Origin of the sequence: Mesorhizobium sp. LSJC285A00 (genome assembly GCF_000503155.1) — a bacterium.
In the GTDB taxonomy this organism is placed as follows: Bacteria; Pseudomonadota; Alphaproteobacteria; order Rhizobiales; family Rhizobiaceae; genus Mesorhizobium.
Window position 1 is genome coordinate 69,887 of sequence record NZ_AYVK01000014.1, and the last position, 14,429, is coordinate 84,315.

A 14,429-nucleotide genomic window follows, 5' to 3' on the forward strand; every position below is an offset into this window, starting at 1 on the left:
GCAAATTCGACGCTCTGTCTGTGCAGAGGTGGCGAAGGTTGGTTGAGGCGCGTATCCCCTTTTAGACGGAATTCTCAGCGAGGGCCTGCTCATTCCGGGCGCGTGAACTACGGGCCCGCTCCAGCAGGAAGTCGTAGGTTACGAGTTGCACGCTGGGTAACCCTGCCCGGGTGCTGCTCCAAACGTGCCGCTGGTTCGGGCTTCCCCTGCCAATCAGGACGACCAGGTAAGGATCGAATGGTGCAGCGCCAATCGAGTGTCTCAGTTCGGCCCTGGCAGAACTGGTTCTGACCGCGTCCGTGTACTCAATGAGTTGCTTGATCGCCTGCGCCGCGACCTTTCCGACCTGACCCGCTTCACCCTTGCCTGTCAGTATTCGCGCCGTTGGCTTTTTAAGTTCGATCAAGGCAAAGTGACTCGGATCCTCAAGCCTCACCATGAAGTCGGGCACGAGCTTGGTGCCCGCTGGGCTCGCTAGGACGATATGAGGCCTTACCTCGCAGTGAACGTCGTCCAGCCCGAGGAGAAAGTGAGGATGCTCGGTAAAGAAGGCCTGGAGGTCGGCTTCGCTCGTTGCGCGCGAGTTTACAAGAGCCTCGAGGTCAGCGAAGCCCCGAGGGCTCAACGATAAAGAACTTGTCGCCGTAGCCGCAGTCGCAGCCTCGCCAGTTGCGGTTAAATACAGGCCGTGCTCAGTTACCGGCACCACGCTTATCCGACCCTCGCGTGCCACGAAGTAATAGCTGCTAGGGCTATTGAGCAGATCCAAGGTAAAACGTCGAACCTCATTTGGACCCGCTTCAGCCATCGACTGAGGCGTGGCGAAGCCGAATTGCGCAAAACGGCGCCCAAAGTGTTCTCGGAAGTGATCCCCAATGGTGTCCATCGCCGCGTCCGACAGTGAAACGGCGATGTTGGTGGCCAAGTAATAGAAAGCTTCAGTCGCTTCTGGAATGTAGTAGCCGTCGCCCTTCTGCTGTGCCGATCCGTAGAGGATAGAGTGGGAGCCCGGGTGCAACTCCAGATCACGCTTCGCCGTCGTCAGGCGCTCCTTCAGAAACGTGACGACCGAGATCTCGTCCCAGAACCCGATCGGCAAATAAGCCTGCTGATACACCCACGTCGCAGCCCAGGTGCCAAGCGACCCTGGCTGTCCCAATTTTCGGACAAGGAGCTCGGTATCTCCCACGCCGTATGCGGCGGCTGGCAACTCCAGAGCGTCACGTGGGATGGGCAGGTTGGCCATAAAGCGCATCAGTTGCGCGAACTTGGGGGCCTCCAACTGTGAGACAAGATCGGCAAGAACGGACTGAGGCTGCATGGGCGTAATCTCAGGCGCTTGCATCAGGCAGCGTCGCGCTGGTCGGACGGGTCGTCGAAGAGCAGCTGAGTCTTGCCGTCCACAGGCTCGCCGTCTTCTATATGCCGCTTCACTAGCGCATAAACGTTCCTGACATACTCGACCTCGTCACGCGAAAGCGGGCCTTTTTCGACATGGGTTGTAATATTCCGTAGGCGGCTGATCCGACCGATCCAACGCGCCAGCCTCGCTTTCGCGCCTTTGCCGTAAAAGTTGTACCGATCCTTGAAGAGGTCCCAATTGGCCTCGTAGACGACGATTTGAGAGTAGTCGATCAGGTTGAGCGACTGCCAGCGGTCGCGCGAGGTGTCGCCCTCATTGTTGTACCGCACATCGCAGTCGATCCGGACCTGTTTGGGCACGCCCGTGATCCACCAAGCGTCGCGGCCCTCTCCGTAGTGCGCCTTCAGCGTCGCCAATACGTCATCGTAGAGTATTTTGTGGATCTTGAGGATCATATCGCGTGCCTGCTCAGTGCCGGCGGCATCCTGTGAATCCAGATATGCTTTGATCTCGGGCAGGTCGAAGTCGGGCCGGGCGGAAGCGACGATTGCCATCATTTGCATGGCGTTCTGGTCGACGCTCGTCAGCGAACTCCCTCGGTTGCGGAAGTAGGCGACTTCGCTGGCGCTGGCATGGGCAAAGAACTGAACCACGGGCTGAGCGTACGGCTCAAGAAGTTCAACCAGTTCCTCTGGCGACAGTGACACGGCGCGCGTGCCGTCCCGCTCCACGAAGCCGATCAGCTTGCGCAGTAGCACCAGCAGCGCACGCAGGCCCAAATTTGTGCATAGATATCCCCCTTTCGCATCGCCCAGCGTCCAGTGGTCCGGTGCGCCATCAGCGAATAGTGAGAAAAATAGCTGAAGACTCCGCTGGCACTTGCGAATGAAGTCTGCAGATTTGGTCGACAGGTGACCTAGTGGACCAGGCTGGAGAAGTAGCGCACCGTTGCGCCCGGAAGGCCGTTGGACGGTTCCAACAAGGTTGTTGCCTTCTAACCCATCGACGAGCGACGTGAGTGTCAGGCACTTCCAGTTATTCCTCTCATTCCCAATTGTGAGAATGCGATCCCTAAAGGGCGAGGCTTTGTCCGAGCCCATGCTCAGCACGACGCGCGCGCATATCGCCTCGAGTCTTTTACGCGGATCCTCGTCATCGATATTGAGATTCGAAATCAGTTCGTTGACGAGGTTCCGAGCGACCTTGACTTGTTGTGTGTTGATGTCGACGAACATTTCGATCTCGGCGCGCGCCGGAAGGTTCTCATAAGCAAGCACAGAGACAACCGAACGGTCTTCCGTCGCGTCACGCCCCGCATAGGCGTAGCCGTAAAGCCGGTGCTGGCCGTCGATCACCCAGGCACAACCATACTGGCCTGGCAGCTCAAGCATGCCTGTGGCGGTCTCACCAAACTTGTCTTTGACGTCGAATCGAAGGCCCTCGCGCTTAATGTTGACGACAATGTTTGTGGGGAATGTACCGCCTTCGTCGATAAAGGCGCCGATTGACTTCAGCCGGGTGGGCTTCACCATTCGCTGATAGGTCTCCAGGTCGTCGTTCGACGTCCGGCCCATGTGGCTGATATAGGCGATCCGCAGCAGATCGTGGGGCGATATTAGGAAGCTGTAAAAAGTCGTGTCGCCAACACGGCCCCGCGTCGCGGGCAACGAGGTCCGCAGGCCCTCGACCTTCTCGTCACGGAGGTAGCGCCCAAGAAGTTGGTAGCGTGCCGCCGTTTTGAGGATGCCTGTGAGCCTGTGGAAATATTCCAAGTCGGCTTCGGTGATGATGGGTACCTTCGCGGTTGCTGCACGCTCACGATCTGCCGCTCGAACGTCAACGTTGCGGGTAGCGATTGCCATCTTGATTTTCAGCTTGCTATCGCGGCCAAACTTGGTGCGAACAGCTGCAATTACGTCCTCTCGGATCGCCTCGATTTTGTCCAGCAAGCTCTTTATCGACTTGGCGGCACTATCTCGTGAGTGAGTGCATTCGACGATGAAGACGGTCTCGTCATCCTTGGCCAGTACATCAAGCTGACGCTTGGACGTGCCATCTTTCCCCGTCAACATTAGGTTTCGATCGGCATTCATCTCCCTGAAGCCCATTCGGTAGAAAAGACTCCACACGTCGTCCTCAAGTTGCCGGTCCTCAGGTTTTGCCCGCTGCATCCTGAGCGAGCGCTTGTTTGCCTTCGCCAGTTCCCAACCGTCATGTTCCTCGGCTTCCCGCTTCATCTGAAGCGCCTTCGCTGACGCGGCCGTGATCGTCTTTTCGTCGAAACGCTTGGCACGAAGGGCATACGCTTTTTGCAGCTCATCGCCGCTAACTAAGTCTCCTAAGGTCGCCGTCATTCGTAAATCTCCCGCCGCTCTACAGTCGCCGTTGTTTGTAGAGCGGGAACAATCACGATCACGTTGCAGCCTATGTATCAAGCCCCACCCAAATCTCTCCCACCACAACTTTGCTAAAAGGTTCCCCGCCGGGCGCCAGGTAACTAGCGGCCTGAAGCCTCCGAATAATCGCGCTTATTGAAATGCCGGCCTTGGTGCCAAGGCTCAGGAGTATTCTTCCGGAAGTTTCGAACTGCTCGTCCATCCTGGTCACCCAGATATTGCTCTAAGGGATGCAGGCCGCTGATAGGTAAGATACGGTTCGGCCCGCGAGCATTGGACATCTGAGAACTCAGATTCAGGTACCTGCGAAAACCGCGTGGCGCTCCGATGTCTGATGAGCTTCGCACTGTCGCTCGCGCGAAACACCGGCTACGTCCGCTGTCCCTTTAGCTCTCCATTCCGTTCAGCCCTAAATGCCAGCCTGCCTTTTTCGCCCCAAAGCGCGCGAATGTGTTCTCCGTCTTCGCTTCTGAGCTTTTCGGCCAACCAGAGCATTGCGCCATAGATGATGGCGCGATCGTCATTGGTCAGGTCGACGATGCCTGCCTTGAAGACGAGGCCGCCGAGTTCGATCAGATGTCGGGTGCGCTTGCGGCGCTCGACCTGCCACGAGCGCATGTCATTGCGAGCCAGAGCCGCTTGCCGGCGATTGTGTGCTGCCCTGTTGCGGTGGAGCGCTACGTCGGTTGTTTTCAGATGCCGGAGCAGTTCGGCGCGATCTGCTCTCGAAAAACATCAGCCCCCGCTTGGCCCAGGCCTCACGCTTTGCGGCATCCTTCGTTTCAGTGATTGCGACCAGTGCGCCGGCCAGTTCGTCCTTGGTGAGTTGATCGGCGCCAGTGGCGATCACCAGTTCGCCGAGTTGCTGGACCTTTCGCGCCTTGAGTTCTCGCGCTTTTTCTTCCAACGCCTTCAGCTCGGCGTCGAAATCGCGTGGTTTTCGCATGGCTGTCTCCATCGATTGTCGATGCGGTCATGATAGGGGAGCGCCTGCCGGAAGGCTTCAGGGTTGCCGAGACAGCCCGGGACGGGCTGGTCCATCCCGAGAATTTTTCGAGGGAGGGCGCGCTTATACGTCGTGCCGACGTGCGCTTTGACGTGCAAATGATCCTGTCGCGATGGCGATCTATCATCTTCACGTCAAGGTCATTGGCCGCAAGGCAGGCTCAAGCGCTGTCGCGTCCGCCGCCTACCGCTCGGCTTCGCGTTTACGCGACGTGCGGATTGAACGCACCCATGATTTTTCGGCCAAACGCGGCGTCGTTCATTCCGAGGTGATGTTGCCGGAGGATGCACCGGAGGTCTGGCGCGACCGCGAACGGCTGTGGAACGATGTCGAAACGTTCGAGGTCCGCAAGGATGCGCAGCTTGCGCGCGAGGTCGAGTTTGCGCTCCCGCGTGAACTCAGCCAGGCGCAAGGCATCGAACTGGCGCGCGACTTCGTTCATTCCGAGTTTGTCAGCAAGGGTATGGTCGCCGACCTCAATGTGCATTGGGACAGGGCAGAGGATGGCAGCCCCAAGCCGCATGCTCATGTCATGCTCACGATGCGGTCCGTGGACGAGAATGGTTTTGGGTCAAAGGTGCGCGACTGGAATGCTACCCAGCTGGTCGAGCGCTGGCGCGAGCGGTGGGCGGAGCAGGCCAATGAACGCCTGGCCGAACTCGACATCGACGCGCGCATCGATCATCGTAGTCTGGAAGCGCAGGGCATTGCCCTGGAGCCGCAAACCCAGATTGGTGCGCCAGCCCAGCGCATTGAGGGCAGTGGCCTTGCTGCTGGTGACATTGAAGCAGATCGCGCCGAACTGCACCGCGAGATCGCGCGCAACAATGGCGCGCGCATCATTGCCAATCCATCCGTGGCGCTCGATGCCATCACCCATCAGCAATCGACCTTCACCCGAAAAGACATCGCGAAGTTCTCGCATCGCCACAGTGATGGAATGGAGCAGTTCAACGCGGTCGTGGCAGCCATCAGCAACGCACCCGAGCTGGTCGAACTCGGCAAGGACGGACGCGGCGAAGACCGTTTCACCACTCGGCAGATGATCGAGACCGAGCAGCGCCTTCACCGCGCGGCAGAGCGTATCGATTTGGACGAGCGCCACGCGGTGAGTGAGGCCCATCGCGAGGTAGCTCTGGCGCGGGCTGCGCAACGCGGGCTTATTCTTTCGGGCGAGCAGACCGATGCGCTTGCGCATATCACCGATGGTCACGGTCTTGGTGTCGTTGTCGGCTTTGCCGGAACGGGCAAGAGTGCCATGCTGGGCGTTGCGCGCCAGGCATGGGCAGCGGCGGGCTACGAGGTTCGAGGCGCGGCACTCTCCGGCATTGCCGCCGAGAATCTGGAAGGCGGATCAGGCATCTCGTCACGCACCATCGCTAGTATGGAGCATAGCTGGGGACAGGGCAGGGATCTGCTCACCACGCGCGATGTCCTGGTGATCGATGAGGCTGGCATGGTCGGCACGCGCCAGTTGGAGCGCGTGCTTTCCCATGCGGCGGACGTTGGCGCAAAAGTCGTCCTCGTCGGCGATCCGCAGCAGTTGCAGGCAATCGAAGCCGGCGCAGCATTCCGCTCTATCCACGAGCGTCATGGCGGCGTCGAAATCGGTCAGGTGCGCCGGCAGCGCGAGCAGTGGCAGCGCGATGCCACGCGCGATCTGGCAACCGGCAGGATCGGCGCCGCGATCAGCGCCTATGACGCGCAAGGCATGGTGCATCAGGCAGCAACGCGCGACGAAGCGCGAGGTGAACTCGTCGAGCGCTGGGATAGAGACAGGCAGACGCATCCAGAGGCAAGCCGGATCATCCTCACCCACACAAACGACGAGGTGCGCGCGCTGAACCAGGCAGCGCGCGAGCGAATGCGCGCTGCCGGCGATCTCGGCGACGAGGTTCAGGCGAATGTCGAACGCGGCCAAAGAAGCTTCGCCAGCGGCGACCGGGTCATGTTCCTGCGCAACGAGCGCGGACTTGGCGTCAAGAACGGCACGCTTGGCATCGTGGAGGAAGTCAGCAAACAGAGCATGACGGTTCGCGTCGACGATGGGAGGTCGGTTCGCTTCGACCTGAAAGACTACGCGCACATCGACCACGGCTATGCCGCGACCATTCACAAGGCGCAGGGCATGACCGTCGACCGGACACATGTGCTGGCCACGCCGGGCATGGATGCGCATGGCAGCTACGTCGCACTGTCGCGGCATCGAGACGGGATGGACCTGCATTACGGCAGCGACGACTTCAGTACGCGGGAGCGGCTGGACCGTACGCTGTCACGGGACCGCGCAAAGGACATGGCGTCGGATCACGAGCAGGTCGACCCGGCGCAAGACTATGCCGAGCGGCGCGGCATCACGTTCCGCGAGCGCGTGGTCGAGATCGTGCGCCGAATCGTTCCGGAGAAGCTGCGCGACAGGATCGGCGGACTACTGGACGGGTTGCGCTCGCCCGGAGACGGCGAGCCCATGCAGCAACGTGGACCTGGGCCGGGAAGGGAGAGTGTTGGGGTGCGGCTCGGAGATGCAGCCCGGACGCCGGAGAGAGATTCTTCTGCCGGGGGAGTGCCGCGCGACGCGAATGTGCCGAGGAACCCCGAAGCAGAGATGCGCCGAGCACGCACCCAGTCGCTTGTGCGTCACGCGCGCGCTATCGACGCGATCCTCAGTACTGGAAATGCGGACGGGCAGGGCAGTCCTGACCAGATCCGCGAATTGAGGGATGCCCGGAGCGCGTTTGAGAAGGTGCGGCCTCATGGCTGGCGCGATGCCGAAGCGGCTTATGTGAAGAATCCCGAGTTAGTTCGTGAAGCTGGCGCCGGCCGCATCGGCCATCGTGCTGGCACTCCAGCTTGAGACGGAAATCCGCACTGGGATGGACATCGATCCCGGCCGCCGCGCCGACCGTTTCGTGGAACGCTGGCGAAAGCTCGACCGGACGGGACGGGAGCAATATCAGGCCGGCGACATGTCCGGCTACAAGTCAACGCGTTCGGCCATGTCCGATATGGCCAAGAGCCTTGAACGCGATCCGCAGCTTGAATCCCTGCTTGCCAATCATAAGAAGGCGCTTGGCATCCAAGTCGAATCCGGCCGCCGCCTGGGTGTGGAACTCGCGTTCAACCACGGCATTGGCAGCGGGCGTGGCATAGGCATCTAAACCCTCCGATTTGCCGCCGTTCCCACGCCCCAGATCGACGCGATGACAAATCTGATTGCGCGGCGACCTTGGTTGTCTGTCTGGTTCCAGCAGGTGCCAAATGCTCTCAGCGAAAGGCAAGGCAGCCATGCCTGAACTGGATCGTATCATTCGCCTTAAGACTGTCCTCGCGCGGACCGGCTTGTCCCGCTCGACGATGTACCGGAAAATCGGCGAAGGCACGTTCCCGGCCCAGGTCCAGATCAGCTTAAACGGTGCGGGATGGAGGGAGTCGGACATCAATCGGTGGGTCGCCGATCCTGCCTCATGGCACACCAGTGCATCACGAAAAAACAGCGACTAGTGGCGGTGGAGTGGCACGTTGCTGTCAACGTTGAACAGTCCTCTCTGATGTAAGTTCAACGACTGGGAATGGGGCTCGGTCAGCTTTAGGAGATCGGCGAGCGAACAGCTGCCATTCAGATTCCGGCGCTGGGCGGAAAGATGGAAGGAACGCAAAGAGCCCTGCGCCCTCATTCCTTCAGCGACGTTATTGGAGCATCTTCCATTTCGACGGCGATCTTACGTTCGCGCCAGAACGCGTTGTAGTCAGGTCCCTTTGAGTTGGGCGGCACAAGCGGCTCGTGAATCTGCACCGGCATCGGGGCGGGAAGGTGGGCCCGACGATAATAGCCTCGCCCGGCGCCAGCGTCGGAATGAACAGCGCCGCATTTTTATCGAGGTCGCCGCAAGCCCGCTCGACAGCGAGACGATCCTCGTCGTTCGTTAGCCGGTGGACGATCAAGGTGCCCAGCTGACTGAGTACGTCATGCGGAATGTCGCGCGGTCGCTGTGTTGCCATAATCGAGGTGAGACCGTACTTGCGTCCTTCTTTGGCGATGATCCCAAAAGCCTCCAAGCGTACGCTTGCGTACTCGTCGCCGATCGTCCGCCCGAGGAATTGGTGCGCCTCATCGAGCGCAACGATCATAGGTCTTGAACGGAATACGCCTTTGCGGGCTTCGCCTAGCAAGTAGCGGCCGATGACGTTGAGCAGAATCTCCCGCGTGTTGTGGTCAAAATGAACCGAGCGAAACGAAATCCGGATGATGTCGTCCATGTCGTTCGCGAAGAAATCGGAGAAAACATCGACTAAGGATTTTCCGGCCGTTCCGAAAAGGCAGGAGAGTTGGTGGGTGCCGACGATCGTGCGGATGCGAGCAACGAGCGTCTCGCAATGCGCAACGGATTGATCCGGCCCGCCCCAGTTTTCCGGATTTCGGGTGTCGGATGTCCAGACGCACTCCGCCGTCACCTGCTCGGCAAGGCGCCTGATCTGGAAATTACACAGGGGCGAGTTGATCGCAGTGCGATGCTCTTCGAGCGCCTCAAAGAATGGCGTACGCGGGTTGTTCGCCTTTTCAACAATACCGCGCCGTATCGTGACGCCCTCGGGCCCAACCCCGTGAATGGCGCGCACCAGTTTTAAACTTCTCATTGCCTCCCGCAGCCTGGGACCTTGCGATTGCCCTGATGGCCTAAATAGCGCGAAGATGTCTTCTTCTGTCGCTTCGGTGTAGGGGAAGTGAACGAGCTCGGCCCCTTCTTCGGCATCGCTAAAGGCGTAGTGATTGGAAATCGATGGCAGACCTGCGAACTCGCCGGTCGGGTCGAACAGCATGCACTTGCCACCTGCCGCCTTGATCTGGTCGAGCAGCGCAGCGATCGTCCAGCTTTTGCCGCCGCCTGTGGCGCCGAAGACCCCGCAATGACGTCCAAACAGTTTTTCGGGCGGCAGCTTCAGATGCATCCCGTTGCCGGCGCTCAAAACCCCGAGATCGATGCTCAACTGGTCTGCCCGCGCGAGCGCATTGGCGGCCAGCTCGCCGAACAGTTCGGGTTGAGCGAGGTAGACCGCATCTCCGACCCTAGGGTGTGCGCGAAGGCCTCGAACCAAGGCGTTCAACTTGTGATCGACCGAAGCCAGAAGCTGTATGCGGCCTACCGGATTGGGCTCGGGCGGCACGCCCATAGCCGGCTCCACGGTCAAGCGTTCATTGTCGGGGAGCTTGACTTCGATAATACGCCCCAGCAACTTCACGCTCTCGCAGTCGATGAAGACGAAATCGCCGACGGCGCCCATGGCAAGACCACGCCGGTCTGGACGGGCCGTTGCCCTGGGCATGTTTGCCTGCGCGATAGCTGCGCCAACAACGGTGATCGTACCGACATACCGGCTTGGATCGACGAGGCTTTGACGCGTCAAGCGTTCGCCTCCGACGGTTCGTTCAGCACCCTCACCCTTTCGGCGTGTCTTTCCCGTTCGGTCTGGGCGACAAGGTCCGGCAGCGCATGCGCCAGATCATCGAACCGACCGTTCATCAACGTGACGCGCTGGTCGCCGATGTCAACGAGGCGTTTTAGTTGCCCGAAGGCAAAGCTGGCGCGGGGATTTTGAGGAGCATCTATGGGCAGCGTGTGCTCGCCTTTATCGAGCGCCGCGCCGTCAAGATAGGCGATATCGCAGACCGCAATCCGCAGCGTCATGTTGGCCTCTACTGCAGCCATGATCGGCTTCGTGATGTGGTCGTCGTTGAAGCCAAAGCCCGATACGATCAGAGCCGTGTCCGGCGCCCGCAGCGCATTCTGCAGGCCTGCCATCATATCGAGGAAGGGTGTATCGAACGCCTCCTGATATTTGCTGTCGCGCGGATAGATAAGCGCGGCTTGCCCATCCTCTTTGTCGCGCGAGCGAATGAGCTCGCTGCCCCTACGGCGCCAGTCAATGGAACCGTGCAGTTTGTGCAAATGGAATACATTCTCGATATAGTCAGGCCCGTCGTGATCGCCGTCGCGGCGCACGATGTCGTAGGCGAAATTGCCGCGGTCATAGACCTGCGGCATGCCGTGCGAGAAGCCATCAATGATCGTAAAGCGGAGCGCCTGCGCCGCACTCTCGAAGGCTAGGTCATAGTTCGTTGTGAACAGCCGCGTTCGCGGCTTTCTGATACCCCGGCGTGCGATCTTGCGGATGATGGACTTGTGCGCGTCGAGATTCGTATCCTCTCCTACGAAGTCGACGCATTCGGAGATCGTCGCTTCCGCGATGGCGATGAAGGCGGCCACGTCCTTCGCCTGTTCTTTCCCGAACAGCTCTACGTACATTTTGCAGTGGGTCAGGAATTTTTCGATGTTCTTGTCTTTGACAACTTGGGCGGCGCTCGGAATTTTCTGCGCTATGGCGTCTATCGCGGCCTGCTTGGCGGCGCTCATCACCGCATCCCACAACGCCTTCATGCTTGGCGCCTGCTTCGCGTCTTGCCCTTTGTTCCTGGCTGCAAAGGATGACCCGGCGCCGGTCAGGATCACCAGATGCGACGCGTTCAACATGCCCGTCAGCGCCTCCTCGATAGCCCGCGCGCTCCCCCGCTGTGTCACCTCCCCCTTGTCGTTCTTCTGGTCTCCGGCCGCACGCCAGCCTTCGCCTCTGACGTAGAGGCGGATGTTTGCCGGCGAGGCAACCCTATCATCCCAGAACGCCATGAACCCTCCGTACTAAGCTCCTCAAAGTAGTTCATACGCTTTCCATTAATTTTTGTAAGCCGTTGCTTCTGTGGCTTCCAAGAAAAATATATATAAATGAATTACTGTCTAGCCGGCGGGCCAGATCGAGCACTGGCCTTGTAGCTGTTGAAGCATGGATCCAGGTCTCCGCAGGAGGGCGCGATGGAGAAGGGCGATAAGTTCGCGAGTTGGGAGGCGCTTCTCGAAAACACGACCGAGGGCGTCGATTACTGTGTCACAGTGCAACGCGCTTTGGGAAGCGCGACTGCAATCATCGCTCCGCATGGCGGCGGTATCGAACCCCTGACGCTTGAGCTCGCACGTTTGATCGCCGGGAGTGACCACAATTTCTACGCCTTCGAAGGCATCAGAAAAACGAACAACTGGGATCTTCACATCACCTCGCACCGCTTCAAAGAGGAGCGTGCCATCGCATTGCTGAAAACCTGCGACCGGGTCGTCGCAATACACGGCCTGGGAGGGCCTGCGAAATCGCTCCAAGTCGGAGGCTCCGATGGCACCCTGGGAAAAGCGATTCACGACGTTCTGGTCGCCGCCAAGTTCGACAGCAAAATCGAAATCACGGGTGCTTACGCCGGAGTGGAGCCGCTCAACATCTGCAACCGCGGCCGCATGGGGCAAGGCGTGCAACTGGAGCTAAGAGCCGGGCTTCGTGATTTGCTTAAAAAGGACAACATCGCTCTCACAGCGTTTGTCGAGGCTATACGCTCAGCGCTTTGAACTTGATGAAAGCCTTTGGCGAACGCGAAGCGATTGATTGCCGGCCGAAAAGGGTGCGCCACGCTATCAACCTCGCATCATTTGGCCGTCCGCTTTTAGGCAAAGGCAAAGTTGGCCCCAACGTCCGAAACGCTGCGCATTGCTGACATTGATTGAGAAACAGATAATCCTAAAAGTCGCCTGTAGATGCCGCCTTGGTCTAAGTGTTCGCGGTACCGCGTGACAAGCGCACACCAGGGCCACCGCCATTCTCTGGAATGAATTCTATTCCGGCTGCTTCGAGCGATAGCTTCAGCGCTTGCAGGATTGATTCAGATGCTGGTTTCGAACCACGTTCGAACTGCACGATCGTCCTCAAACTTACCTTGGATAGATCCGCCAGTTCCTGTTGAGAAATGTCGAGAAGCCCACGGGCCGCGCGAATTTGGGCCGCACTTACCTTCATTGTTCAAATGCCCTGTTGCACAAAAAGTGCAAATATGCTTGTTTTAGGTAACAGCCGTTGGAAGCGTTTCCCCGCTTCCAACAGTCTAACCACGCCCACGCTTTGCGGAGCTCGGATCATGGCTGATTCCGACAATAACACGACTTTGCCTTTCGTCACCCGCAGGAAGGTGCTTGCGGGAACAGCAACCGCAATGGCGGCGACGCAGGCTACATCGTTTGCTGGCATCGACTTGGAGGGTGATGACGCCATTGATCCTGCGGTGGCGGTGTGGAAACGATGGCAGGCGGCTTGGGAAGAGGCTGAACGGCTTTGCAATCAGCAGCAGCGGCTGGAGAGGGTACTTATCGAGACCGTTGGCTTCCCTTGCACGACAGTTACCTTGTCCGACGGAGAGAGCGTGACAGTTCACTCCGTTGAAGCCCTCCAGGAATTGCTCGGTGTTCGTCCGGCTAACACAGTGGCCCGCACCCAAGCTGAAGCTGAAATCGTAGCCAATCAGGCGCGCTGGGATGCCGCCGCTAGGGAGATTGGTTATTCGACAGCCTTACTTGCTGAGCGCGAAGCTGGCGAGCGGGCGAAGGAATTACTCGAAGCCTTATCCCAAGTTCCTGCAACGTCGCTCGCCGGTATAGCCGCCAAGCTAAATGCAGCGCTTAGGGAAGGGGAGTATTCGCTACATGACAGTGAGCCCCCGTGGCCACAAATCCGCTCGGCCTTAGACGACATAGCTCGGATTAGAGAGCAGAAAGTCTCAAGCTGAACTTCGGCACTAAGTACCGGGATCGCGATCATTCGTCGGTTTGGTGATTTTCGCGGGGCTTACCGAGACAAACTCTCTACACATGGAGCGACCGATGCAGTTCCGAAAGGCATTTGCGGAGTCAGGACGTCGCAGCGTCTTCGACGCACCGGCAAACCATGGAATCGAGAGTGGCCCGCACCCTGCTGATCAACATGTCGGCAGGCAGATCGCTGCGGTTCGCGTGCAGTCGGACGTCTCGCAGGCCCAGCTTGCCCGATCCATCGGGATCAGCTTCCAGCAGCTCCAGAAATATGAGAACGCGAGAAACCGCGTGAGCGCTTCCATGCTCTACGAGATCGCTGGTTCACTAGGTGTTCCGGTGGGCCGCTTCTTCGAAGGCCTGCCGGGCAATGAGACCGATCGTGATCCTCCTCCGCTGCCGGTCGACGAACGCATCAATTTTATTGCCAGCGCGGAAGGTCGACGCCTGATTGAAGGGCTTGTGCATCTCCATCCGCGAGTGCGAGGTCGGGTGTCGTCTTTAATCGCAGCATTAGGAGAGGAACTGGCAGTCATCGACCCAAAGCAGGAGAGCGCTAGGTCCAGCGAACCCATGCCGGTCGAATGCAGGCTGGCTTGACCGGCAGTTATGGCAAAGCTCAACGAGTTCCCTTCGACGGCTGGAATGGCGAAGTTCGCGCTGTCGCCTCGATCCGCACCGCCAGGGAGGGGATGGTCGAGCGAGTGTTTCCCGAAGAGACCTCGACAACGGCTACATCGCCGCAGGCAGGGAGAAAGTGGCCCTGTCGCTGCCTATGGCGATGATGGGAGCGTTGCATGAAAAAGCTTCCGAACGCATCCCAAGTTCCTGCCATAGGCTTCCCGGCAGCACGGCTGCAGCCCGTGCGATCTAGATTCGCCAGTTCGGCGACTATCCGATTTCCGCGCCAAAGGGTCCCAAGTACACGATCGAAGGGGTGTGCCCCTTTTATCGCCGGTCGTGTTAGTGATGCTCGGCTTCGTGAAGTCGGC

The 14,429-nt window shown here is 59.3% G+C and carries 11 protein-coding genes and 1 pseudogene; 5 read left to right on the top strand and 7 right to left on the bottom strand.

What is annotated here, in order from left to right; translation table 11 throughout:
• Nucleotides 1-61: 61 nt before the first annotated feature.
• The 4 genes from X726_RS154905 to X726_RS154890 form a co-directional block, all read right to left on the bottom strand.
• A complete protein-coding gene (locus X726_RS154905; RefSeq protein WP_198037315.1) occupies nucleotides 62-1,321 on the bottom strand; it encodes a Shedu anti-phage system protein SduA domain-containing protein in 1,260 nt (419 codons plus the stop codon).
• 23 nt (nucleotides 1,322-1,344) lie between these two features.
• Nucleotides 1,345-3,717 carry a DGQHR domain-containing protein gene (locus X726_RS154900; RefSeq protein ID WP_023669930.1) on the bottom strand — a complete coding sequence of 791 codons (2,373 nt, stop codon included), beginning with the start codon at nucleotides 3,715-3,717 and terminating at the stop codon, nucleotides 1,345-1,347.
• Between the two features lie 411 nt (nucleotides 3,718-4,128).
• Nucleotides 4,129-4,377 carry a conjugal transfer protein TraD gene (locus X726_RS154895; protein ID WP_023669932.1) on the bottom strand — a complete coding sequence of 83 codons (249 nt, stop codon included), beginning with the start codon at nucleotides 4,375-4,377 and terminating at the stop codon, nucleotides 4,129-4,131.
• A gap of 1 nt (nucleotide 4,378) precedes the next feature.
• Entirely contained in the window at nucleotides 4,379-4,705 is a 327-nt protein-coding gene (locus tag X726_RS154890) for a conjugal transfer protein TraD (RefSeq protein ID WP_023669933.1), read from the bottom strand.
• A 172-nt stretch (nucleotides 4,706-4,877) separates the two neighbouring features.
• Between X726_RS154890 and traA the strand changes: the two are divergent.
• Nucleotides 4,878-7,923, top strand: a pseudogene (gene traA / locus X726_RS01000000166910) (Ti-type conjugative transfer relaxase TraA).
• 127 nt (nucleotides 7,924-8,050) lie between these two features.
• Nucleotides 8,051-8,266, top strand: a complete 216-nt coding sequence (locus tag X726_RS154885; protein ID WP_023669934.1) for an AlpA family phage regulatory protein — start codon at nucleotides 8,051-8,053, stop codon at nucleotides 8,264-8,266.
• Between the two features lie 186 nt (nucleotides 8,267-8,452).
• On the opposite strand, the gene X726_RS01000000166915 is transcribed toward X726_RS154885, so the two are convergent.
• A complete protein-coding gene (locus X726_RS01000000166915; RefSeq protein ID WP_198037317.1) occupies nucleotides 8,453-10,168 on the bottom strand; it encodes an ATP-binding protein in 1,716 nt (571 codons plus the stop codon).
• Nucleotides 10,165-11,445 (bottom strand): SIR2 family protein, encoded by a 1,281-nt coding sequence (locus tag X726_RS154880; protein WP_023669935.1) that lies wholly within the window; start codon nucleotides 11,443-11,445, stop codon nucleotides 10,165-10,167. Before X726_RS154880 ends, X726_RS01000000166915 begins: the two co-directional genes overlap by 4 nt.
• A gap of 183 nt (nucleotides 11,446-11,628) precedes the next feature.
• On the opposite strand from X726_RS154880, the gene X726_RS154875 reads away from it, so the two are divergent.
• A complete protein-coding gene (locus X726_RS154875) occupies nucleotides 11,629-12,207 on the top strand; it encodes a poly-gamma-glutamate hydrolase family protein (RefSeq protein ID WP_023669936.1) in 579 nt (192 codons plus the stop codon).
• A 199-nt stretch (nucleotides 12,208-12,406) separates the two neighbouring features.
• Here X726_RS154875 and X726_RS1000000168900 read toward each other — a convergent pair whose 3' ends face one another.
• Nucleotides 12,407-12,652, bottom strand: a complete 246-nt coding sequence (locus X726_RS1000000168900) for a helix-turn-helix transcriptional regulator (protein WP_023669937.1) — start codon at nucleotides 12,650-12,652, stop codon at nucleotides 12,407-12,409.
• A gap of 118 nt (nucleotides 12,653-12,770) precedes the next feature.
• Here X726_RS1000000168900 and X726_RS154870 point away from each other — a divergent pair, with 118 nt between their 5' ends.
• Both X726_RS154870 and X726_RS0135170 read left to right on the top strand, forming a co-directional pair.
• The gene (locus tag X726_RS154870; protein WP_023669938.1) at nucleotides 12,771-13,415 is read left to right on the top strand and encodes a hypothetical protein; all 645 of its coding nucleotides are present in this window, start codon (nucleotides 12,771-12,773) and stop codon (nucleotides 13,413-13,415) included.
• Between the two features lie 94 nt (nucleotides 13,416-13,509).
• Nucleotides 13,510-14,037, top strand: coding sequence for a helix-turn-helix domain-containing protein (locus X726_RS0135170; RefSeq protein ID WP_084630739.1), 528 nt, complete (start codon nucleotides 13,510-13,512; stop codon nucleotides 14,035-14,037).
• Nucleotides 14,038-14,429: the final 392 nt, after the last annotated feature.